At 60.7% G+C, this 19,769-nt stretch carries 22 protein-coding genes and 1 riboswitch; of the genes, 6 read left to right on the forward strand and 16 right to left on the reverse strand.

All coding sequences use genetic code 11. From position 1 onward, the window contains the following. Positions 1-45: 45 nt before the first annotated feature. The 4 genes from Q4T40_11575 to Q4T40_11590 form a co-directional block, all read right to left on the reverse strand. Positions 46-1,362, reverse strand: a complete 1,317-nt coding sequence (locus tag Q4T40_11575; protein MDT8901887.1) for a hypothetical protein — start codon at positions 1,360-1,362, stop codon at positions 46-48. Positions 1,363-1,392: 30 nt separating this feature from the next. Continuing rightward, positions 1,393-1,881, reverse strand: coding sequence for a prepilin-type N-terminal cleavage/methylation domain-containing protein (locus Q4T40_11580; protein ID MDT8901888.1), 489 nt, complete (start codon positions 1,879-1,881; stop codon positions 1,393-1,395). Positions 1,882-1,886: 5 nt separating this feature from the next. Beyond that, on the reverse strand, positions 1,887-2,309 hold the full coding sequence (locus Q4T40_11585) for a hypothetical protein (GenBank protein MDT8901889.1): 423 nt from the start codon (positions 2,307-2,309) through the stop codon (positions 1,887-1,889). 107 nt (positions 2,310-2,416) lie between these two features. Next, the gene (locus Q4T40_11590) at positions 2,417-2,977 is read right to left on the reverse strand and encodes an HD domain-containing protein (GenBank protein ID MDT8901890.1); all 561 of its coding nucleotides are present in this window, start codon (positions 2,975-2,977) and stop codon (positions 2,417-2,419) included. Between the two features lie 134 nt (positions 2,978-3,111). Between Q4T40_11590 and Q4T40_11595 the strand changes: the two genes are divergently transcribed. Beyond that, positions 3,112-4,047 carry a Na/Pi symporter gene (locus Q4T40_11595; protein MDT8901891.1) on the forward strand — a complete coding sequence of 312 codons (936 nt, stop codon included), beginning with the start codon at positions 3,112-3,114 and terminating at the stop codon, positions 4,045-4,047. Here the strand turns inward: Q4T40_11595 and Q4T40_11600 are convergent. From Q4T40_11600 to Q4T40_11615, 4 genes are all read right to left on the reverse strand, one after another. Beyond that, positions 4,003-4,869 carry a metal ABC transporter permease gene (locus tag Q4T40_11600; protein MDT8901892.1) on the reverse strand — a complete coding sequence of 289 codons (867 nt, stop codon included), beginning with the start codon at positions 4,867-4,869 and terminating at the stop codon, positions 4,003-4,005. The two genes, Q4T40_11595 and Q4T40_11600, sit on opposite strands and share 45 nt — an antisense overlap. Positions 4,870-4,885: 16 nt before the next feature. Then, complete coding sequence (locus tag Q4T40_11605) at positions 4,886-5,608, reverse strand: metal ABC transporter ATP-binding protein (protein ID MDT8901893.1); 723 nt, start codon at positions 5,606-5,608, stop codon at positions 4,886-4,888. A 91-nt stretch (positions 5,609-5,699) separates the two neighbouring features. After that, the gene (locus Q4T40_11610; GenBank protein ID MDT8901894.1) at positions 5,700-7,421 is read right to left on the reverse strand and encodes an ABC transporter ATP-binding protein; all 1,722 of its coding nucleotides are present in this window, start codon (positions 7,419-7,421) and stop codon (positions 5,700-5,702) included. A 178-nt stretch (positions 7,422-7,599) separates the two neighbouring features. Further along, positions 7,600-8,265, reverse strand: coding sequence for an NlpC/P60 family protein (locus Q4T40_11615; GenBank protein ID MDT8901895.1), 666 nt, complete (start codon positions 8,263-8,265; stop codon positions 7,600-7,602). A 98-nt stretch (positions 8,266-8,363) separates the two neighbouring features. After that, positions 8,364-8,501, reverse strand: a riboswitch (cyclic di-AMP (ydaO/yuaA leader). 261 nt (positions 8,502-8,762) lie between these two features. Between Q4T40_11615 and Q4T40_11620 the strand changes: the two genes are divergently transcribed. From Q4T40_11620 to Q4T40_11635, 4 genes are all read left to right on the forward strand, one after another. Further along, positions 8,763-8,915, forward strand: coding sequence for a hypothetical protein (locus Q4T40_11620; protein MDT8901896.1), 153 nt, complete (start codon positions 8,763-8,765; stop codon positions 8,913-8,915). Between the two features lie 16 nt (positions 8,916-8,931). Continuing rightward, on the forward strand, positions 8,932-9,423 hold the full coding sequence (locus Q4T40_11625; protein ID MDT8901897.1) for a response regulator transcription factor: 492 nt from the start codon (positions 8,932-8,934) through the stop codon (positions 9,421-9,423). Continuing rightward, positions 9,416-10,702: a HAMP domain-containing sensor histidine kinase gene (locus tag Q4T40_11630; GenBank protein MDT8901898.1), complete on the forward strand. Its 1,287-nt coding sequence runs from the start codon at positions 9,416-9,418 to the stop codon at positions 10,700-10,702. The genes Q4T40_11625 and Q4T40_11630 overlap by 8 nt, the downstream gene beginning before the upstream one ends. A gap of 248 nt (positions 10,703-10,950) precedes the next feature. Further along, positions 10,951-11,619 carry a CAP domain-containing protein gene (locus tag Q4T40_11635; protein ID MDT8901899.1) on the forward strand — a complete coding sequence of 223 codons (669 nt, stop codon included), beginning with the start codon at positions 10,951-10,953 and terminating at the stop codon, positions 11,617-11,619. Positions 11,620-11,695: 76 nt separating this feature from the next. On the opposite strand, the gene Q4T40_11640 is transcribed toward Q4T40_11635, so the two are convergent. Further along, the gene (locus Q4T40_11640) at positions 11,696-12,652 is read right to left on the reverse strand and encodes a glycosyltransferase family 2 protein (protein ID MDT8901900.1); all 957 of its coding nucleotides are present in this window, start codon (positions 12,650-12,652) and stop codon (positions 11,696-11,698) included. A 204-nt stretch (positions 12,653-12,856) separates the two neighbouring features. On the opposite strand from Q4T40_11640, the gene mqnE reads away from it, so the two are divergent. Further along, on the forward strand, positions 12,857-13,945 hold the full coding sequence (gene mqnE / locus Q4T40_11645) for an aminofutalosine synthase MqnE (protein ID MDT8901901.1): 1,089 nt from the start codon (positions 12,857-12,859) through the stop codon (positions 13,943-13,945). Positions 13,946-14,010: 65 nt separating this feature from the next. Here the strand turns inward: mqnE and aroH are convergent, their stop codons facing one another. From aroH to Q4T40_11680, 7 genes are all read right to left on the reverse strand, one after another. Then, positions 14,011-14,370 (reverse strand): chorismate mutase, encoded by a 360-nt coding sequence (gene aroH, locus Q4T40_11650; protein ID MDT8901902.1) that lies wholly within the window; start codon positions 14,368-14,370, stop codon positions 14,011-14,013. A 172-nt stretch (positions 14,371-14,542) separates the two neighbouring features. Next, positions 14,543-14,701, reverse strand: a complete 159-nt coding sequence (locus Q4T40_11655; protein MDT8901903.1) for a DUF1540 domain-containing protein — start codon at positions 14,699-14,701, stop codon at positions 14,543-14,545. 405 nt (positions 14,702-15,106) lie between these two features. Next, positions 15,107-15,487 (reverse strand): hydrogenase expression/formation C-terminal domain-containing protein, encoded by a 381-nt coding sequence (locus Q4T40_11660; GenBank protein MDT8901904.1) that lies wholly within the window; start codon positions 15,485-15,487, stop codon positions 15,107-15,109. After that, complete coding sequence (locus tag Q4T40_11665) at positions 15,477-15,974, reverse strand: HyaD/HybD family hydrogenase maturation endopeptidase (protein MDT8901905.1); 498 nt, start codon at positions 15,972-15,974, stop codon at positions 15,477-15,479. Before Q4T40_11665 ends, Q4T40_11660 begins: the two co-directional genes overlap by 11 nt. After that, positions 15,913-16,671, reverse strand: coding sequence for a Ni/Fe-hydrogenase, b-type cytochrome subunit (gene cybH / locus Q4T40_11670; protein MDT8901906.1), 759 nt, complete (start codon positions 16,669-16,671; stop codon positions 15,913-15,915). The genes Q4T40_11665 and cybH overlap by 62 nt, the downstream gene beginning before the upstream one ends. A gap of 12 nt (positions 16,672-16,683) precedes the next feature. Continuing rightward, on the reverse strand, positions 16,684-18,579 hold the full coding sequence (locus Q4T40_11675; protein MDT8901907.1) for a nickel-dependent hydrogenase large subunit: 1,896 nt from the start codon (positions 18,577-18,579) through the stop codon (positions 16,684-16,686). Continuing rightward, positions 18,576-19,676, reverse strand: coding sequence for a hydrogenase small subunit (locus Q4T40_11680; protein ID MDT8901908.1), 1,101 nt, complete (start codon positions 19,674-19,676; stop codon positions 18,576-18,578). The genes Q4T40_11675 and Q4T40_11680 overlap by 4 nt, the downstream gene beginning before the upstream one ends. Positions 19,677-19,769 lie beyond the last annotated feature (93 nt).

The following is a 19,769-nucleotide window of genomic DNA, read 5'->3' on the forward strand; positions in this document are numbered from 1 at the left end:
CCGTCCGCGCCGAAATCCCTGTCGGAAACTTTCGCCAACGTGAAGCTATGGGATGACGGACGGGTCGTAGACAAAAGTCAGAGGCGAACTGATGGTAATATTGCCCAGGCTGTACATGGCGCCGTACATCGTTCCGCCGCCGTCGTACGTCACCGAGGACCGCCCGAACATGAAGGCTTTATTGTAGCAGTCGCCATGGACGGTCAGGGTGCTGCGGGTCATAAACACTCCGTAGGATGTAGCCGGCCTGGCAATCGTTCCGATGCGATGGTCGACGGTTACATTGCCCTGCGCATAAAGCTCAATTTGGCCGGTATCGGTGTTATTGCCGTTGAGAGTAATCGTGCCGTCGGCGATAAGAACAAAGTTGCCCTGCATTGCAGTGTTAACAATAATATTGCCGTGGGAGTATATGACAACCTGGTTCGGAAAGGCGCCGGTTGTAAGAATGTCACCTTTCTTAGCATTCAAATTGAAAACCACATCTCCGGAAACCTCGTACATCTGCTTGCCGCTCGGGAAAACCGGGACCGTCCAGATGTTGTTCCAGGCGAGTCCCTGGACGCCAGGATTGATGGTCTCGTTAAGCGGGTGCTTGGTAAAAGTGTCCAGACGGGAGTTATCCGCGTTGAAAAAGCCGGCTTCGAACATGTCGAGCAGCACCTGGGTGACCGACGTGGTCACTTCCGGGCCCCAGGGGAAACCCGGTGCCCCGGCGGTGGTGGCAAGCGCGTATTCGTTGCCGTAGGTGGGGTTGGTGTAGTTGCCGTTATAGACGGTGAGCGTGCCGCCGGACAGTATGCCGTACTTGGTGGCGTTTATATATTCGGGATCGTTGACAGGGCCGGGAAACACGGCCACACCCTCACCGGGATCAGTTGGGGAAACAGGATGCGTCCTGCCATAGGTGTTTGGGTCGCCGGGAAATTGTACCTGTCCGTCCGCCAGCACCACAATCACGCCGGTTACCTGTTGCTGGTACTGACCGTTGACCATACCGGTGGAAGTAATCGTGTACGTTCCCTGAGAAGGCACATAGCCTGTCGCGAGTGCAGGAGATGCGGGGGAAATGCTCACACTGTAGGTGGTGGTGCTGTCGTCCCACAGCGGGATGTTTTGGACGAGGGCTTGCGTGGAAAGCCAGTTCCATTGGTCGCTGTGGTCGGAAATAGCGGCGTAGGCCCGCTTCAGGCCCGCCTCGGCGGCGTAGCGGGCCGCCATCGTGTCGCGGTCGGCGTTGCCGGCGCCATGCTTGATGGTCAGCATCGGCAGCAGCCCGGCGATGATCGTTCCCAAAAAGAGCATGGCGACAATCGCCAGGACAGTCACCGAGCCCCGTTGTTTTGTCCGTCGGTTATCCATTGCCACGCTCCCAATGTTATTCGGCCGGCTTCAGATCGATCCGGTCCAGACGACCATAGTCAGGGTGATGGCGGCCGTAACGCCGCCGGTGATCTGCGCCGCCGTCACCGTAACGGTTATCCGCCTGGGCTCAGCGGCGTCGCGGATGAAAGTGGCGGCCTGGATGAGGCCGTTGCCGTACAGTATCCTGTCCCCGGGCGTGACGATGACCACGTTGCCTGCCTCCAAAGCGGTGCCGAGTTCTATGGAGTGCGCCTCACCGTTCTTGGTATAGCTGATTTTTTCATCGGTGGCGCCCGCCGCCGGCGCATTTACTTCCGCATCGTAGCGGAGTTCGGTCGCGATGGCGCTCAGAGTGCTGCGCACCTGGTTAAAGCTGTGCTCGTCGCTGGAACCGTACTGATAGGCCCGCAAGGAAGAAGACAGGACGCCGAACACCGCCGCCCCGACAAGAGCCATGATCGCTATGCCGATGACCAGCTCTATCAGGGTAAACCCGCGCTCTCGCTTATTATCCATAGCATTCATTGCTCCAGTTGGTAGTAGTAGCCGGTCATCTGCACCTGCCCTGCGGTACCGTTGTGTTCCTGCCAGGTAACCGCCACTTGCACGGGCACCAGCCGCGGGCTAAGGCCGGCGATTGCCGCGACCGCCACTTGAGTTACCTGAACGGTGAACTGAACCGGACTGCCTTGCATCTGTACCTGTTGAGCGGCCGGAATTACGACGGGATTCGAAGCAAAATCCCGCCGGTCAAATTTTTTCAAATCCTCGAGTGTCGCCTGAGCGATGTAAACGGCCCGCAGACGGTTGTTCGCAGAGGCAGACGCGAACGTTGACTGATAGTATGCCATCGCCAGGGCCGTCAGGGCCAGGGCCACGATAACCATACCAATCAGAGCGTCGATGAAAACCCAGCCTCGCCGATCGCGCAAAATGCGCAGCATGCCGTCCGCCTCCTTCTTCCCCGCCTTGTTTCTACAGTCTCCGGCAAAAATCCTGTAATTTGCCTGAAAACAAAAACACGCAGCACACGCTGCGTGTTTTTTAGCGTTTATCCTACCAGCGGCAGTTCGCACTTGCCGTTGGCCTCTGCGAGGGCCTTGGTGACGAAGGCGACGTGCTCGGCGAAGTCGACGCCCATGGCGGCCGCGCCTTCGGTGATCGTCTCGCGGCTGACGGCGCGGGCGAAGGCTTTGTCTTTCATCTTCTTCAGCACCGACTTGACCTCGACGTTTTCGAGGCTTTTGTCGGGCCGGACGAGGGCACAGGCGATGATGAAGCCGGTCAATTCGTCGAGGGCCAGCAGTGTCTTTTGCAGCAGGGTACGCTCACCCGCCCACTCGCGGCCGTGGGACTCGACATCGGTGATGAACTGGTCGTCGAAGCCGTGGGCGGCGAGGATCTCGCGGGCGTGATGGGGGTGCTCGTCGGGGAACTTGTCGAAGTCGATATCGTGGAGCAGGCCGACCGCGCCCCAGTAGTCGGCATCCTGGCCGAACTTGGCGGCGTAGGCCCGCATGGCGATCTCGGTCGCCAGGGAGTGCTTGAGGAGCACCTCGCTTTTGACGTGCTGGCGGAGGATCTGCAGCAGTTCGTTACGGTTGGTCGTCATCGGAAAGCCTCCTTGTTTACGGATAAACTCTGTTATCCATTATAGCAAAAAATGGTCCGCCGCTGAAGGGTGCGGGTCTTAGCCGCCCCCGGCGGTCATAAATTTGTAGGGAACGGCTTTTTCGGAGGGCAGCTATGTACTTTTTCTTATCCGTCGCCGGCGGGCTCGGTCTGCTGGTAGGCGGCCTCCTGGTGATGAGGGCCGGCCTGCGGCGCGTCTTCTCCCCCGCCCTTGCCGGCCTGCTCGGCCGGCTGACGATGACGCCATGGCGCGGTCTGCTGGCGGGGGCCGCCGGCGCGGCCCTGATGCAGAGCAGCACCGCGCTCACCCTCATGACCGTGGGGCTGGTAAGCGCCGAGTGCCTGTCTTTTCGGCAGGGGCTCGGCCTGGTGCTGGGAGCCAACATCGGCACCTGTTCGACCGTCGGCCTCCTGGCGCTCGACCCGCCCCGGCAGGCGTTGGTGCCGCTCTTGGCGGCATCCGTGCTGGCGGCCGTCCTGTCCCGGCGCCTGCGCTCCGGGGCCCTGGCCCTGTCGGGCATGGCAGCGATGCTGACCGGCGTGCAGCTGCTGTCGGGAGCGCTGGCCGGGCTGTCTGAGGCCGATACCGTCGTCCGGTGGCTGGCGGCCGCAGGATGCAACCCGGTCGCCGGCATCGGCGGCGGCGTCCTGCTCACGTTCCTGTTCCAGTCGAGCAGCGCGGCCACCGGCCTGCTGATGGCGCTAGCCGGCGAGGGGACGATCGGTCTGACGGCCGCCGCTTACGGCGTTTACGGCAACAACATCGGCTCGTGCCTGTCGTCGCTGATCGTGGGCGCGGCCGCGCCGCTGGCGGCCAAACGCGTCGCCATGGCCCATATCCTGCTGAACCTGGCGGGAGTGCTGGTATTCCTGCCGTTCACCGCTCTGTTCGTGCAAGCCGCCTCCCTGGTGGCCGACGATTTTTCCGCCCGGGTGGCGGCGATGCATACCCTGTTCAATCTCGTTTCCTCGCTGGCCGTCCTTCCTTTCGCGGGCGCTTTCGCCTCACTTGTCGCCCTGCTCGTTCCCGGCCGAAACGGCGGCGCCTGAACACCGCCGGACCGCGCCGGTCCCTACGCTACGGCCAGAAGTCAGGAGAACGGCAATATAGACGGCAACGGCGGTTATGACGATGGTGCCGCCGGGGGCGATGTCGAGGTAAAAGGACAGCGCAAGGCCGCCGGCCACGGCGAAGACGGAGAAAGCCACCGCCCAGGCCAGCGTCGCCCGGAAACCGCGCCGCAGAAGATGGGCGGCCGCCACCGGAACGACCATGAGAGCGCTGACGAGCAAAATACCCACTACCCTCATGCCGACGACGACGACGAGGGCGGTCAGAACGCTGAGGAGAATGCCGACAAGCGAGGTGTTGATGCCCGCGACATGGGCGGTTTCTTCGTCGAACGCCACGAGGGCGAGCCGGTCGAAAAAGGCCCCGACGGCCGCAGCCACCACCAGGCCGCAAGCAACGATGAGGATAAGGTCCTGGCCGGTTACGGTGAGGATGCTGCCGAACAGTACGCCGAGAAGGTTGGTTCCGGGGGTGCGGGCCATGCTGCTGAAAATGACGGCCAGGGCGATGCCGGTATAGAACATGATGGCGAGGGCGGTGTCGGCATGATGGGCGTGGCGGTGGCGGATGAATTCCACGGCGCCAGCGCCGAGCATGGTGACGGCCGCAGCCGCGGCGGTGGGATAGACGCCAAGGAGATAACCGCCCATCACGCCGGCGAAGGCAATATGGCCCAGGCCGTCACCGATAAGGGCCTGGCGGCGGACGACCACGAACATGCCGATGAGCGGGCAGACGACTGCCGTGATAAGCCCGGCGGCCATGGCCCGCTGCATGAAGTCATAGCTTAAAAAGTCCATGAGGCTTTCTATCCTCTCAACTCGAATAATACAACAGGTGCGGTTCCTGGGCGTGGACGCGGCGGAACTCTGCGCAGTCGCCCAGAAAGCACAGGCCTTTGTTGATGCATGCCACCCTGCCCGCCCAACGCGTGACCTTTTCGATATCGTGGGACACGGCGACGACGGTTATCCCCAGGCTCTGGTTGAGCTGGCCCAGGAGGCCGTATATCTTCGTGCTCGTGTCGTAATCGACGCCGCTGGTGGGTTCGTCGAGCAGCAGCAGGCTTGGATTGCCGGCCAGCGCCCTGGCGACCATGACCCGCTGCTGCTGGCCGCCGGAAAGCTCGTCGACCCGCCGGTTCCGCATATCTTTCAGGTCCACCATCGCCAGCATGTGATCGACGATATGGCGGGCCGCTTCACGGGACAGCTTCTTTTTTCGGCCGGATACCAGGCCGAGGGAGACGATTTCGGCGACAGTGGCCGGAAAATCGGCGATGTTGCGGGCGAAATTCTGGGGAACATAACCGATGTCGCCAGCGGCGCGGGCCTCATCGACCGTCCGGCCGGCGACCGTCACCTCGCCGCAGTCCGGCCGGAGGAGGCCGGCCACCAGTTTAAGCATCGTGCTCTTGCCCGCCCCGTTCGGTCCGACGACGGCCAGAAACTCGCCGGCGGCGACCGCCATTGATAAACCGCGGAGGACGGGGTTGTCACCGTATGAGAATGAGACGTCGGTGAGCCTGATATCGTACACTTTGTATCTCCTCAAAAACGTGGACTGCGCGACATCCGAAGGCTCTTTAACCCGGAAGCTTCTGCCAGTCCGTATAATTATGCCACCGGAGTCAGCCTTTGATTCCCAGCTCGCCCCTGTCGACCGCCCGGGCGTAAACGCCGCCCCGGGCGATAAGCTCGGCGTGGGTGCCACGCTCGGCGATCTGGCCGCCCGACAGGTAGACAACCTTATCGGACGCCAGCAGGGTGGACAAGTTATGGGTGATGATGAAGGTCGTGCGACCCTGGCTGACGTTGCGGATAGCGGCCATAACCTGTTTTTCGGCATGGCCGTCGAGGGCGGCGGTCGGCTCGTCGAGCAGCAGGATCGCCGGCTCGAGGATGATGGCCCTCGCCAGCGCGATCCGCTGACGCTGGCCGCCGGACAGGTTGGCGCCCTGCTCCCCTACCGGTGTATCGTAGCCGCGCGGCAGCTCCTTGATGAAATCGTGGGCGTTGGTCAGGCGGGCGGCATGTTCCACCTGGCTGTAAGTCGCCGTCGGCCGGCCGTAGCGGATATTTTCGAGGATGCTGGCGTTGAACAGGACGGGATTTTGCTGGATGAACCCTATCTGGTGGCGCAGGGCGTTGATTTTGAGGCTGCGGATGTCGACGCCGTCGAGGTAGATGGCCCCGGCGTCGGGGTCGTAAAAACGCAAGAGCAGGTTGGCGAACGAGGATTTACCGGCGCCGCTCGGGCCGACGACGGCGATAACGTCGCCGGGCTCGGCTGTCAGGCTGATATTCTTGAGTACATCGACGCCGGAAGAATAGCGGAAAGATACGTCCCTGAACTCCACCCGTCCGGAGGACTTGTCCAGGTCGAGGCGTCCGTCGACGACGGTGTGGGGCTGGCGGTCGAGGTCGCGGATGCGCTCCCAGGCAACCGCCCCCATCTTCATGCTGGAGAACGCCTGGGTGATTTTCCGCACCGGCGCCGGCACGTTGATGATATAGACGAGAAAGGCGAACATGCCGCCGATGGTCAGGTCGCCGTTGATAACCTCCCGGCCGCCGAACCAGATGATGATGGTGAGGCCGATGGCGGCGAGGAACTCGACCAGGGGGATCAGCAGTGCGTTGAGGCGCTGGACATGGAAGTAGTCCTGCGCGGCTTCATGGATCTGATGGCGGAATTTTCCGTACTCGTAATCCTCGCGCACATAGCTCTGGACTATCATCGTCGACAATATCGCCTGGTGCAGCAGGCTGGTCATCTTCGCCATCGTATGTTCCAGCAGGCCGCCGAGTTCAGCGATCTTGCGGTTAAAGTGGCTGATGGCAACGACGATGAACGGCAGAGTGATGAAGGTCACCAGGGCCAACTCCCAATTGAAGTAAACCATGATGACGATGATGGCCAACAGGTTGAGCGATTCGACGACCAGATCGGGTACGCCGACAGTTACGGCCTGCTGGATGAGCAGCAGGTCGTTGGTGAAATATGAGACGATGTTGCCTGTGGAGGTGTTTACGAAATAACTGTAGTCGAGCGAATGCAGGCGCGCAAACATGGCAGCGCGCATGCGGGCGATCATGGTACTGCCGGCTTTGGCCATGTTGTAGCCGTAAAGAAAATAGAAGACCGCCCTGATCAGATAGAGGACGACGATGCTGCCGACGATGAGGTTGAGATGCGTAAAGTCGGTGTTCTCAAGGGCATCGTCGATGAGAAACTTGATTATGACAGGGGCCGCCAGTCCTGCTGCCGAGGCAATGACGAAACAGGCCACAGCGATTGCCGTCAGCAGCCAGAACGGAACGACGAATTTTTCCCAGTAAAAGCGGAACATAAATCCTCCGACGCCGCTTGCGCGCCGACGCTGCGGGCCCAAGCCCTGGCCGGCCGTCCGCCAGCCGCGATCACTGTTATTCCACAACCTTAACCGGTAAACAGCCGTTAAATGCCAATGCACCCAGCAAAACCCAGCTCGCAAAAATAAACGGGAGGCGAAAGCCTCCCAACGACGACTAAACTCTGCGTGCGCCGATATAGCGGGGCCCCCAGTAGCTGTCCGCCATCCGGTCGATCGCAACCCCGCGGCTGGAAGTGGCGCTGATGAACTTGCCCTCACCGAGGTAAATGCCTACATGGGAGGCGCCGTCCGTGTAAGTGGTGAAAAACACCAGATCGCCCGGCCTTAGCTGAGCCTTGGACACCGAGCGGCCCAGAGCGTACTGCTCATCCGCCATGCGGGGAAGGCCAAAGCCGCCGCGGGCGAAAACATAGCGGGTAAAACCCGAGCAGTCGAACCCGTCGGGCGTGTTGCCGCCAAACACATACGGCACCCCGAGATAACGGAGTGCGGCCTGGATAATCTTTCTCGTCGCTGCCGACGCGCCGTCGCGGCTTACGGGTATATCGCGGCCCATCATCGCCCGGTAGGTAGCGGGACCGACGACGCCGTCCGCGTCAAGGCCGCGGTCTTTCTGAAACGCCTTCACGGCCGCCTTCGTCGCCGAGCCGAATTCGCCGTCGGCAGGTCCGGCGTCATAGCCAAGGGTGCCTAGCGTGGTCTGGATCTGAGCGACATCCGGTCCCCAGTCGCCCTCCTCAAAGGTAGCGGCGGCAAAAGCGACTGTGGTCACGGATAAAAACAAGCAACATAAAACAAGGCATCGCCGGAATATCCGCATTCTTTCTCCTCTCAACACCATCTTGGATTTCCCCGGTCAGAAACCGGGAACATCTCGCGCTGGTCCTTCGCCTCGGGGGTCGGCTGACAGCCAGCCTTACGTACGAGGCGATACGCCTTGGGGATTAGCTGACGGGTTCGGGCCAGAGGAAAAGATGCCCTACTGCTCTTTGCAGATTCACCCCTCTATATCTAGTGGTTCTCCCCTACCTGATACGGATTCGGCGCTTCATTTTGTGATTTTATTCTACAGAAACAGGGAAAATCCTCTTTCAGTCTCCAAAATAATCAGTCTTTTAAACCCTATCAGCAAAATCGATGCCTGAGTTTGCCGGTATACTCCTAATCGTTGCCCATTCGCTCAATGTGCTGTAATCGGACATTCTTTGATAACAATTTCAAATATTTAAATGCAATTCAAAGAATAATCTTCTAAAATAGTTTATGAAACGATTTACCGGAAACGGCGCGGAACTACCGCTTTGCAAGGGGAACTATATGAAGCTGTTGTTGGTTGAAGACAACCGGAAACTGGTCGATGCCCTCAGCCATGTCCTAAAAACGCAAGGATACGCGGTCGATACCGCCCTGGACGGGGAGACCGGCCTGGAGCTGGCCGTAAGCGGCCGTATACGACATAGTTATTCTTGACCGTATGCTGCCGAGCATGGACGGCATGGCCTTCCTGAAGGAATTCCGCGGTCTTGGTTTTCAGACCCCCGTCCTCATCCTGACCGCGAGAGACGCTCCCACAGAGCGGGTGGAAGGCCTGGATACCGGCGCCGACGACTATCTGGTCAAGCCCTTCTTCACCGAAGAGCTGCTGGCCAGGCTGCGCGCCCTGACGAGAAGAAAAGGCAAGGATCTGGTGGGGGACGCCATTTCTGTCGACGGTCTGACGCTCAAGCCGCTGCTGGGTGAAGCCACCAAAGGCGAGGAAACCATTCGCCTGACCGTCAAGGAATCGCTGCTGCTCGAGCTGCTCATGCGCAACCACGGCCAGGTTGTCCCCAAGCAGCGGATCATGGAAAAAGTCTGGGGCTACAACGTCGAAACCGACATCGCCAGCGTCGACCTTTACATCTACTACCTGCGTAAAAAGCTCAGGATACCCAACATCAAGACGGTACGAGGGGTAGGCTACTATTTTCATGGGTAACAGCCTGATCAACAAATTGCACCGCCGCCTCACCCTCGTCAACGTGGCGGTCATCCTGCTGCTGTTTTTCATCCTCATCGTCGGCGCTTATTTCTTCTTCCAGCACGACATGAACCGGCGGACGGACGCGGTCGCCGCCAGGCTTGAGGCCGATATAAAGGCCGGCATCATTACCGACCTGCCGCAGTTCAAAGGGCCCAGAAAAAGGCCGTCGCCTGCAGCGCCGCCGTCCTTTCCGCCCGGCCCCCCTCCTCCGGCGCATAATTTCTTTTTCGTCAAAACCTCGCCGGCGGGTGCGATCACCTTTCAGTCTTCCGGGCAGACGCTCGAAGGCGACCATCTGGCCGCCCTTGCCGCCGCGGCTCTCGCCGGCGAGAACTCCAAGGGAACGGTGTCGCTAGAACAGAACCGCTATACCTATTACAAGTCGCCGCTGGCGAGTGAGTCTGGCACGCTCATTATCTTCCACGACATGGAGCACGACTTGGGACTGCTGCGATTGCTGCTGACGGCCCTGACGGTCGTCGGCGCCATCTGCGCGCTGCTGTCCTTCGCCGCCAGTCATTTCATGGCCAGGCGGGCGATGGTGCCAATCCGGACGGCCTGGAGGCAGCAGAGCGATTTTCTGTCCGACGCCTCCCACGAGCTCCGTACCCCGCTCGCCGTCATCCAGACCAACCTCGACATCGTGTTGGACAATGGCGGCGAGACAGTGGCCAGCCAGAACAAGTGGCTGACAAATATCCGCGAAGAAACCGTCCACATGGCCAAACTGGTTGACTCGCTCCTCTTTCTCGCCCGGGCTGATTCCAACCAGCAACCGCTCGACATCCGCCCTTTTCCCCTGGGCACGGCGCTGGTAAGGGCTGTGACGCCGTTCGAGCCCCTGGCCGCAGCCAAAGGAATCACCCTCGAATACGCGGCCGCCAGGTCTATCAGCGGATACGGGGACGAAGCGCGCATCAAACAGGTCGTCGGCATCCTGCTCGACAACGCCATCCGGCATACGCCTCCCGGCGGCGAAATCAAGGTGGAGCTGGACCGCGCCGGCCCGAAAACGGTGCTGACCGTCGCCGACAACGGCGAAGGAATCGCCCCCGAATACCACGACAAAATCTTCGACCGCTTCTTCCAGGCAGACAGGTCCCGTAACGACAGCGGAGCGGGCCTCGGGCTGGCGATCGCCAGATGGATCGTCGAAAGCCACGGAGGTACGATCGCGGTAAAAAGCGCTCCCGGCAAGGGCACGACTTTCGTTGTCGCGCTACCGTGGAAATAATCGGGGCGTTAATCCCCGGGCATTATCCCGCAACGGCAAAGAGGAAGGGCTGCGAACCGCAGCCCTTCCTCTTTGCATGGTGACGACCCCACAGCAATTATTGGCTACAGCCCGCGGCCCGGCGCGGCTGGCGGCGCGGCAGCCATCCCATAACCTTCCTCGCTTACGCGGACAGGAGGCAGGCGAAAAAACGCGAATACTATTACGAGTCAAGTTGACATAAAATCAAAAGAAATGGCAGGTACGCAATGATAAAACAAATACTGAAAAACAAACTCGTTCCCCTTTTGCTAACAGTCACCCTGCTCACGACATCGTTCGGCGGCGCTTTCGCCCTCCCGGCCGCGGCGGCCGACGGGGCTGCGGTCCGGGACGGGGCCTCGGATAACAGCATTCTGGCGGCGGTCGTCGCCGTAGGCCTGATCGCCGCTCTCGCCGGTGGCGGCTCTTCCGACAGCGGAGTGGCGCCGAGCAAAGGCACCGGTACGGATGTCGGCTCAGGCTCGGGCTCAAACCCGAGCGGCGGCACCAGCACGGCCAGCGAGGAACAGCAGGCTCTCGCGCTGCTGAACCAGGACCGGGCCGCGAACGGTCTCCCGGCGCTCAAAGCCAACACCCAACTGACCCAGTTGGCGAGAAACTACGCCCAAGATATGATCGCCCGCGGCTTCTTTTCCCACTACAACCCCGAAGGCCAGTCGCCGTTCGACCGCATGCAGCAGGCAGGCATCAGCTACAAGTATGCCGGCGAAAACCTCGCCGTCAATTCGGGCATCGCCGCCGCCGAGGTCGCGTTCATGAACAGCTCCGGCCACCGCGCCAACATCCTCAGCCCTAACTTTACCGAGGTCGGCATCGGCGTGGCCCGCAACACCAGGGGCCAGGTGTATGTGGTGCAGGAATTCATCGGCAGGTAAGCGCCACGGAATATCAAAAGCCCGGCGGTTTCCCGATAGGGATCGCCGGGCTCGCTTTCTTTCGCTACGCGGGCCGCTACGGGCGGTCGTCCCCGCCGCCTTCGCGCGGCCAGTTGAGCTTCTCGCGGACCAGGTATAGCGGCCGCCGCTTGACCTCCTCGAATATCCGCCCTACATACTCGCCGATAATACCCATAAAAACGAGCTGCAGGCCGCCGAGAAGCAGGATGCTGGCCGAGATCGTCGCCCAGCCGGGCACGGCCTCGGCGGTGAAAAGTTTGATGTAAAGGACGTGTACGGTCAGCCCGACGCTGATCGCCCCAAAAATCACCCCCGTGTAAAAAGCGAAGCGGAGGGGAAGTTTGGAATAGGCGGTAATGCCGTCAAGGGCGAAGGTCAACATCTTGCGGAGCGAAAACTTCGACACGCCGGCGTAGCGGGGCGGAGCGACAAACGAGATCTGCGTCTGGCAGAAACCGATGTCGCTGATCATACCGCGGATAAAGCGGGCTTTTTCCCGGAACAGGCGGAAACTCTCCACCACCCGCTTGTCCAGCAGGCGGAAATCGGAGCCCCCTTCCTGGACACGAACCTTGGACATGGCGTTCATCAGCTTGTAGAAAGTGCTGGAAGTGAAATTCTTAAACCAGGAGACACCCTCGGTAGTGAGGCGGATGGTCTGGACGACGTCGAAGCCTTCCTCCCACTTGGCAATCAGTTGGGGTACCATCTCCGGGGGGTGCTGCATATCGCCGTCCATGCTTACCACCGCATCCCCTTGCGCGTGATCCAGCCCGCAGGACAAAGCCCCCTGGAGGCCGTAATTGCGGGCGAGGATGAGCGCCCGCACCCGCGGGTCTTCCCCGGAGAGGCGGTGGAGGATGGCCGGCGTGGCGTCCCGCGAGCCGTCGTCGACGAAGATGAGCTCGAAGCGGTACGGCAGCGGTTCCATATGTTTGCACACTTCTTTATAGAATATGTCGATGTTTTCCTGTTCGTTGAAAACTGGCACGACGATGGAAACGAGTTTCATCTTCATCCCTCCATTTCTTAATTATTACATTTGCGGCCCCGCAGGTCAAGCCTCCGTCTGCGACGAGACCGCTTCCCCGCAATATAGAAAACGCAACTCCGCATTCCGGGAGGAACGGGAACTTAATCAAGCTGCGCGGCAACGCCAACGGCGACAGGAAAACGGCGGCCGGCCGGCGAATACTTCCGCGAAAGGGGTGGCCTTATTTTGCAGACAACCTACCAACACATTGCCGCCAGGGTAGCTCGCGGCGAACGGCTGACACGCGAGGACGGCCTTGCCCTACTCGGCTGCAATGATCTTGCGTGGCTCGGGCACCTGGCCGACACCGTCAAGCAGCGCCTGAGCGGCAAATACGTATACTTCAACGTCAACCGCCACATCAACCTGACGAACATCTGCCTGGCGAAATGCCGCTTCTGCGCTTTCGGCTGCGATGCCAAAAGCTCCCAGGCCTACTTCCTCAGCAAGGAAAATGTCATCGACATCGCCAGCCGTTCGGCCCGCGATCCCGATCTGCGCGAACTCCATATCGTCAGCGGCCTCCATCCCGACTGGCCGTTCGACTACTATGTGGACATCATCCGTTCCCTGAAGGCGGCCCTACCCCATTTGCACCTCAAGGCGTTCACCGCCGTGGAGATCTGCCACTTCGCCCAGATCTCCGGCCAGAGCGTCGCCGCGGTGCTGCAAACCCTCAAAGAGGCCGGCCTCGACTCGATGCCCGGCGGCGGGGCGGAGATCTTCAGCGAGCGCGTGCGCCAGGACCTTTGCCCCCACAAGGCAAGCGCCGCCGAATGGCTCGAAATTGCCCGCACCGCCCACAACCTCGGCATCCCCACCAACGCCACGATGCTCTACGGCCACATCGAAACGGCCGAGGAGCGGATCGACCACCTCCTGACTCTAAGGGACCTTCAAGACGAAACCGGCGGCTTCCAGACCTTCCTCGCCCTCCCCTTCCATCCCCACAACACCGGCCTCGCGAACGAAGTGAAAAGAGTTTCGGCGTGGGAGGACCTCAAAATGGTGGCTGTCTCCCGGCTACTGCTGGACAACTTCCGCCATGTCAAAGCATACTGGATAATGCTCACCCTGCCGGTAGCCCAACTGGCGCTCGGTTTCGGCGCCGACGACATCGACGGGACGGTGACGGAGGAGAAGATAACCCACGCCGCCGGAGCGCGGACCGCCCAGCACCTCGACAAGGAAACGCTGATCGCCACCATCCGCCAGACAGGGCATACGCCCGTCGAACGGGATTCTGTTTATAACATTATCAAGAAGTATTGAGTTAATACAAAAAGGCTGCCTGGCCTGTAATGGTCCGGCAGCCTTTTCCTGTTGTGCGGGGCCTGTCAGTTCCCGGCAATATCCTTGCGGAGGACGGCGGCGCCGTGCAGGTATATATGCCTGATCTCCCCCTGACCCTTGTCGGTGTTCCACAGGATGAGGACGCGGATGCAGCGGGCCACGCCGTCCGCGCTGGCGATCTCCTGGGTGCCGAACAGCGGCACTTCCGCCCAGCCCATCTCGCGGGCGGCGGCGGCGGGAAATGCCGCATCGAGGTCGGGGGTAGAACTGAAGATGACGGCACCGATATCTTCGCTGGCGATGCAGTTTTCGGCGGCCATCGCCTGAACAAGCTCGGTCGTGCGCCGAAAAATATCCTCCCGGCAGTTGGCTTCGACTGTCGTAGCCCCGCGTACGCCGCGCAGCATGTGTTTCCCCCCTCCTGGCAGATTATTATCTAGTTCGCTCCCCGGGGCCTATTTCCTTCCTAGGCCGATGAAAGAACGCGACAGAAGAAAAAGAACCCGATGCTCCAGGTTCTTTTTCCAGGCCGCCTTGTCTCCCGGCGGCGCCTGCCGTCAGCCGGCCGCCGTCCCGCTACTTCGGCATGAAGGTATGGCAGTTAGTTTGCTCGCTCTGGCGGGCGCTCATACCGCCGCCGTCGACGTTGACCTCGATGGCGGATGCGTCGCACTGCTCTCCCTGTTTCCAGTACTTACAGGACTGGACTTTGCATTTGACTCCAGGCAATGTCACTTTTTATCACCTCCTCGAGAAAATACGCCCCTAGTATGGGCAACCGGCTGTTTAAATATGCCGAAAAAAAGGAAAAACCGGGAGAAGCTTCTCCCGGTTCATATCAATTTCCAGCCCTCGAGTTCGAGGGTCTTGATGCCCAACGGGCGTTTAAGTTCCAGTGTCAAAAGATTGAGCGGCTCAAACCCCTTCGGAACATAAACTCCGACGCCGTCGATATCCCATCTTTCGTACCTTTCCGGTTTTTGGCGCGGCGGACCCAGTCCCACGGACGGGCATAAGTTAACCCGCGCTCAGCAAAGGCTTAGACCTTCATGGGGAATCAGATGGGCTTCGCCGCCCCGGGCGATGATGTAATCGCGGGCTTTGGCGCTGACGGTGAGATTCATTTTTTCAATCCCTCCGTTATAACTCAACCAGTTGCTGCCTGAGCGCATCCAGGCCACCGGTCATGTCTTCCGGCTGGGCGGCGGCGATGGCCGGAAAACGGCCCACCTCGATCGTTTCAAGCAACGGGCGCCGTGACTGATCGTAAAACACCCCGTACCAGACGCCGGCGACACCGCTCTCCAGCCACTCGGCCGGCTCGTCGCTTTTTTCGAGGTTGATGCGTATCCCGCCCTGCCCGAGGCAGTCCCGGATTGCCTGCCGTTCCTCCTGGGCGAGCCCCATCTTGTTGATGTAAATTGTCCAGCCCTCGCCGCCCGCGATGTAGCGTTCGAGCGCGGCGGCGATTTCGGCAAGCACTGCTTTCGCTTTTTCGGAAACTCCGCTATCAGCCGTCAATCGCGGTCACCTCCACCTGCCAGCGGTCCAGCTCGGCCAGCACCGCGGCAACGGTATCCGGCAGCACGGCGGCGGCGACAGGAGTCAGTTCGAGACCGAGGTCCAGCGACTCCGGCTGGACGCCGAGCACGACCACTTCCTCAATCGCCCGGCCGGTAGCTTCAAGCACCGCCAGCACATCCTTGATGCCGAGCTCGTGGAGCGATACTTTCTCCCGGAAATACGCCTTGACCTCGTCGCCGGCGAAACGGTAGAACGTGCCTGGCGGCCCGCCGCCGTCGATGGCATCGACGACGACGAGCCGCTTGGTCCCGGTGAGAAAACGCAGGAGATCCATGCCGAGCGTTCCGCCGTCAAGCACCTGGACGGCGGCGGGGAAACGGTAACGGCCGAGCAGCTCTTCCACTACTCTGACGCCGAACCCCTCATCCTTGAGCAGTATATTGCCGATGCCGAGTACCGTAATTTGCTTGTTTATCGCTGTCATCGGCTATATCTCCTATATCTGCGGGTTTGTGGGCGTAAAATTTCACGCCGGACAACATGCTCGAAGCTTCGCCTTCCCGCTCCATGAAATCGGCGCGGACGACCAGGTAAACGTGGACGATGACGAAGATAGCGAGCAGCCAGGCCACATAGTGGTGAACGATATGAACGGTGTACTCGCCCCCGAGGAAGCCGTTGACGGGGCCGAAAAGCTTCGCCCCCAAGCTGTTGGGGTTCACCATGACATACATCGCGAAGCCGGTCAGCGCCTCGATGACAAGCAGGACATACACGCCCAGATAGGCGCTGCGTGCCAGCGAGTTGCGCAGGAAAGGCCGATGCTCCGCCGACAGGAAAAGGTAATGCTTCAGCATTTCCACGATCCCCTGCCAGTAAAGCGCGGTCCAGAACCTCGGCAGCAGGCGGTCGCCGCGGTTGACGGCGAAACCGTAGATCCGCAGGATAAAGGCCGCCGTCAGGACAAAAGCGGCAAAGAAATGGATGTAGCGGATGGTCTCCATCGACAGCAGTTTTTGGACGGCGAAGGTGGGCTCGACACCCTGGGTGCCGATGAAGAACGGATTGCCGATATACAGGCCGGTTGCGAACAGGACGCCCACCGAAATGGCCATCAGCCAGTGGAATATCCGCAGCCACGGACTGTAGATGTAGTATTCCTTCACAGGACCCTCACTCATGCTTCATCCCCCCTAACCCTTAAAATAGGGATCGGTATGAACGACGCCCACTTCCTTGCCTTCAGCATCGTAGAGGTGGGTGGCGCAGGCAAGGCAGGGGTCGAAGGAGTGGATGGTCTTGAGGATCTCGAGCGGTTTGTCGGCCACCTTGACCTTGGTGTCGATCATGCTGGCCTCGTAGGCCCCGTAGCCGGCCTTGCTGTCGCGAGGACAGGCGTTCCAGGTGCTGGGGACGATGGCCTGGTAGTTGTCGATCTTGCCGTCCTTGATGACGACCCAGTGCCCGAGCGCGCCGCGGGGCGCCTCGTGCAGGCCGACACCTTTGGCGGTCTTGGCCCAACTGGACGGTTCCCATTTGACGGTGTTGGCCACGGCGGTGTCGCCGGAGCGGATGTTCTTGACCAGTTTATCGAAGTAGTATTTGTTGATGTAGGCGTTGAGCTGGGCCTCCAACCCGCGGATAGCGGTGCGGCCGACCATGGTGGGCATCCACACTTCCGGCGGCAGGCCGAGAACCTTGGAAACGGCATCGATCTGGTCGACGGCCATCTTCTCCGCCCAGGTCGGCTTGATGACGCCCTTCTTGACCTTGGTGTAGATGACGATATAGCGGGCCAGCGGGCCGACCTCAGCCATCTTGCCTTTCCATTTCGGGGTCTTGAGCCACGAATACTTGCCGGACTCGTCGAGGTACTTCCACTCCGTCTTGCTGCCTTCCTTGGGGCCGGTAAAGTTCTGGGCGGTGACGCCGTCCCAGGGATGGAGGTCCTTGCCGGCCTGCGGGTAGGTGTACCAGGAGTGTTCGACACCCTCGGCGAGGATCGCCGGATCGGCGTAATCCTTGCCGGCCAGTTCATGGTAAACCGCAGCCTCCAGGCCTTTGCCGAAGTTCTCGACAACGCCGTTGCAGCGGAAGAGCAGCTTCTTGTGATAATCGCCGTTGGCGATGCCGGTGTAGGGCTCGTCGGGGAAGTCGCCGTAACCCAGCACCCGCTCCTTCGCCAGGCCGCCGCCGTCCACGTAGCCTTTCTGGACATACATGTGGCCGATCGCCAGGAGGTCGGGCAGATAGAAATAGTTCACGAGGTTGATAGCCAGCATGATCGATTGGTCGACGACGGCCAGCCGCTCGCTGTTGACCGGGGCGTTCATGTCGTTCATCGAAATCGAACAGGGCATGCCGCCTACGATGTAGTGCGGGTGGGGGTTCTTGCCGCCGAAAACGACGTGGGAACCGACCAGTTCGCGCTGCCGGTCGAGCATGTTGAGGTAGTGGCCGACCGCCATGAGGTGGACTTCCGGGGGCAGCAGCTGATAGTCGGGGTGGTCCCACCAATGGGCGGCGAAAATGCCGAGCTGGCCGCTTTCGACGATCTGCTTGACCTTGCCCTGGACAGCCTTATAGTAGGCAGTCGTCGCCTTGGGGAAGTCCTTCGGATAGGCGTCGAAATTAAAGTCCATCGGCCCGCTGAGCGGCAGGGCATACTTCTCGAGCACCACGTTCTGTAGCGCGGCGGTGGCGGCCGGATCGGCCTTGAGGGCCTCAACCGGGCTGACCCAGTCGAGGGCGTGCAGGTGATAGAAATGAACCAGATGGTCCTGGGCAGTCTGGGTGGCGTTCATGATGTTGCGCATATAGTTGGCATTCTTGGGGATTTCGATACCCAGGGCATCCTCGACGGAACGCAGCGAGGCCAGCGCGTGCACGGTAGTGCAGACGCCGCAGATGCGCTGCACGAACGCCCAGGCGTCGCGCGGATCGCGATCCTTGAGGATGAGTTCTATGCCGCGCCAGGCGGTGCCGCTCGACAGGGCGTCCTGCACCTTGCCGGTTGCTTCGTCTATTTTCAGCTCGACCCGCAGGTGGCCTTCGATGCGGGTAATAGGATCAACTACGATTCGCTTCATGCCTCAGGCCCCCTCACGTCAGTATCTTGCTGTTTGGCCTGCTTGCTCTTCTGCATGGCCGACAGCGCTCCATGGGCGACAACCCCTACCACGGCCGCGCCGGCGGCTACCATGCCCACCTTATCGGCGTCGGCGATCGTGCCGGGCACCGGTATGTTGGGCAGCCGCTCGTAGAACGGACCGTTGTCCCAGAAATTATTGCTGGCGCAACCGAAACAAGGCGCTCCCGACTGGATGGGATAAGACAGGCCGTTCCACCAGCGCATGTTGCCGCAGGAGTTGTAAGCCACCGGACCCCGGCAGCCCACCTTGTACAGACACCAGCCGGCCTTGGCCCCGGCGTCGTCGAACTTTTCGACGAACATTCCCGAGTCGAAGAACGGACGGCGGTAGCAGGTATCGTGGATACGGTTTCCGTAGAACTGCTTGGGCCGGCCCTGCGCGTCGAGGGGCGGAAGCTGGCCGAAGAGTGCGAAATGCATAACGACGGCGGTCATTACCTCGGGGATGGGCGGACAGCCCGGCACCTTGACGATCGGTTTGCCGGTGATGACGTCGCTCACCGCGACCGATTTCGTCGGGTTGGGCTTGGCGGCCTGAACGCCGCCCCACGCGGCGCACGAGCCGTACTCGATGATCGCCGCGGCTCCGGCGGCCGCTTCCTTTAGCGCCGTCAGGAAAGTGCGTCCGCCCGCCATGCAGTGAATGCCATTGTCCGCGAGCGGCACGCCGCCTTCGACGGCCAGGATGTACTGCCCAGCGTACTTCTTCATCACATCCTTGAGGTGATGCTCGAACGCTTCGCCGGCAGCTGCCGACAGGGTATCGCTGTACTCGAGGGAAATCATGTTGAGGACAACATCGGACGCCAGCGGCGACTGGGACCGGATGAAGGACTCGTCGCAGCCCGTGCATTCGTGGCCGTGCAACCAAATAACAGGCGGCAGCGTCTTCTTCTCGGCTGCGGCCACCACCTCGGGCAGCATGGACGGCGCCAGGCCGAGCATACCGGTGACAACCGCGCACGTCTTCAGGAAAGACCGCCGGCTCACGCCCCGTTTCTGGAATAACGCCCACATTGAATCGTTATTTTCCATATACACCCCTCCCCTAAAATAAGGTTTCTCTTGTCGGTATTCCCGCAAGGCGCCCCCCGCCAGAACGGCGCCAAAGAGAAAAAAGCAGGAATT

The sequence above is a fragment of the Selenomonadales bacterium 4137-cl genome, from assembly GCA_032334055.1.
In the GTDB taxonomy this organism is placed as follows: Bacteria; Bacillota; Negativicutes; order Sporomusales; family UBA7701; genus Anaeroselena; species Anaeroselena agilis.

Excerpts from the sequence above, each read along its gene's own strand:
- Q4T40_11575 (MDT8901887.1), bottom strand. The coding sequence starts at position 1,362 with ATGGATAACCGACGGACAAAACAACGGGGCTCGGTGACTGTCCTGGCG.
- Q4T40_11580 (MDT8901888.1), bottom strand. The coding sequence starts at position 1,881 with ATGGATAATAAGCGAGAGCGCGGGTTTACCCTGATAGAGCTGGTCATC.
- Q4T40_11585 (MDT8901889.1), bottom strand. The coding sequence starts at position 2,309 with ATGCTGCGCATTTTGCGCGATCGGCGAGGCTGGGTTTTCATCGACGCT.
- Q4T40_11590 (MDT8901890.1), bottom strand. The coding sequence starts at position 2,977 with ATGACGACCAACCGTAACGAACTGCTGCAGATCCTCCGCCAGCACGTC.
- Q4T40_11595 (MDT8901891.1), top strand. The coding sequence starts at position 3,112 with ATGTACTTTTTCTTATCCGTCGCCGGCGGGCTCGGTCTGCTGGTAGGC.
- Q4T40_11600 (MDT8901892.1), bottom strand. The coding sequence starts at position 4,869 with ATGGACTTTTTAAGCTATGACTTCATGCAGCGGGCCATGGCCGCCGGG.
- Q4T40_11610 (MDT8901894.1), bottom strand. The coding sequence starts at position 7,421 with ATGTTCCGCTTTTACTGGGAAAAATTCGTCGTTCCGTTCTGGCTGCTG.
- Q4T40_11615 (MDT8901895.1), bottom strand. The coding sequence starts at position 8,265 with ATGCGGATATTCCGGCGATGCCTTGTTTTATGTTGCTTGTTTTTATCC.
- Q4T40_11620 (MDT8901896.1), top strand. The coding sequence starts at position 8,763 with ATGAAGCTGTTGTTGGTTGAAGACAACCGGAAACTGGTCGATGCCCTC.
- Q4T40_11625 (MDT8901897.1), top strand. The coding sequence starts at position 8,932 with ATGGACGGCATGGCCTTCCTGAAGGAATTCCGCGGTCTTGGTTTTCAG.
- Q4T40_11630 (MDT8901898.1), top strand. The coding sequence starts at position 9,416 with ATGGGTAACAGCCTGATCAACAAATTGCACCGCCGCCTCACCCTCGTC.
- Q4T40_11635 (MDT8901899.1), top strand. The coding sequence starts at position 10,951 with ATGATAAAACAAATACTGAAAAACAAACTCGTTCCCCTTTTGCTAACA.
- Q4T40_11640 (MDT8901900.1), bottom strand. The coding sequence starts at position 12,652 with ATGAAACTCGTTTCCATCGTCGTGCCAGTTTTCAACGAACAGGAAAAC.
- Q4T40_11665 (MDT8901905.1), bottom strand. The coding sequence starts at position 15,974 with ATGACAGCGATAAACAAGCAAATTACGGTACTCGGCATCGGCAATATA.
- cybH (MDT8901906.1), bottom strand. The coding sequence starts at position 16,671 with ATGAGTGAGGGTCCTGTGAAGGAATACTACATCTACAGTCCGTGGCTG.
- Q4T40_11675 (MDT8901907.1), bottom strand. The coding sequence starts at position 18,579 with ATGAAGCGAATCGTAGTTGATCCTATTACCCGCATCGAAGGCCACCTG.
- Q4T40_11680 (MDT8901908.1), bottom strand. The coding sequence starts at position 19,676 with ATGGAAAATAACGATTCAATGTGGGCGTTATTCCAGAAACGGGGCGTG.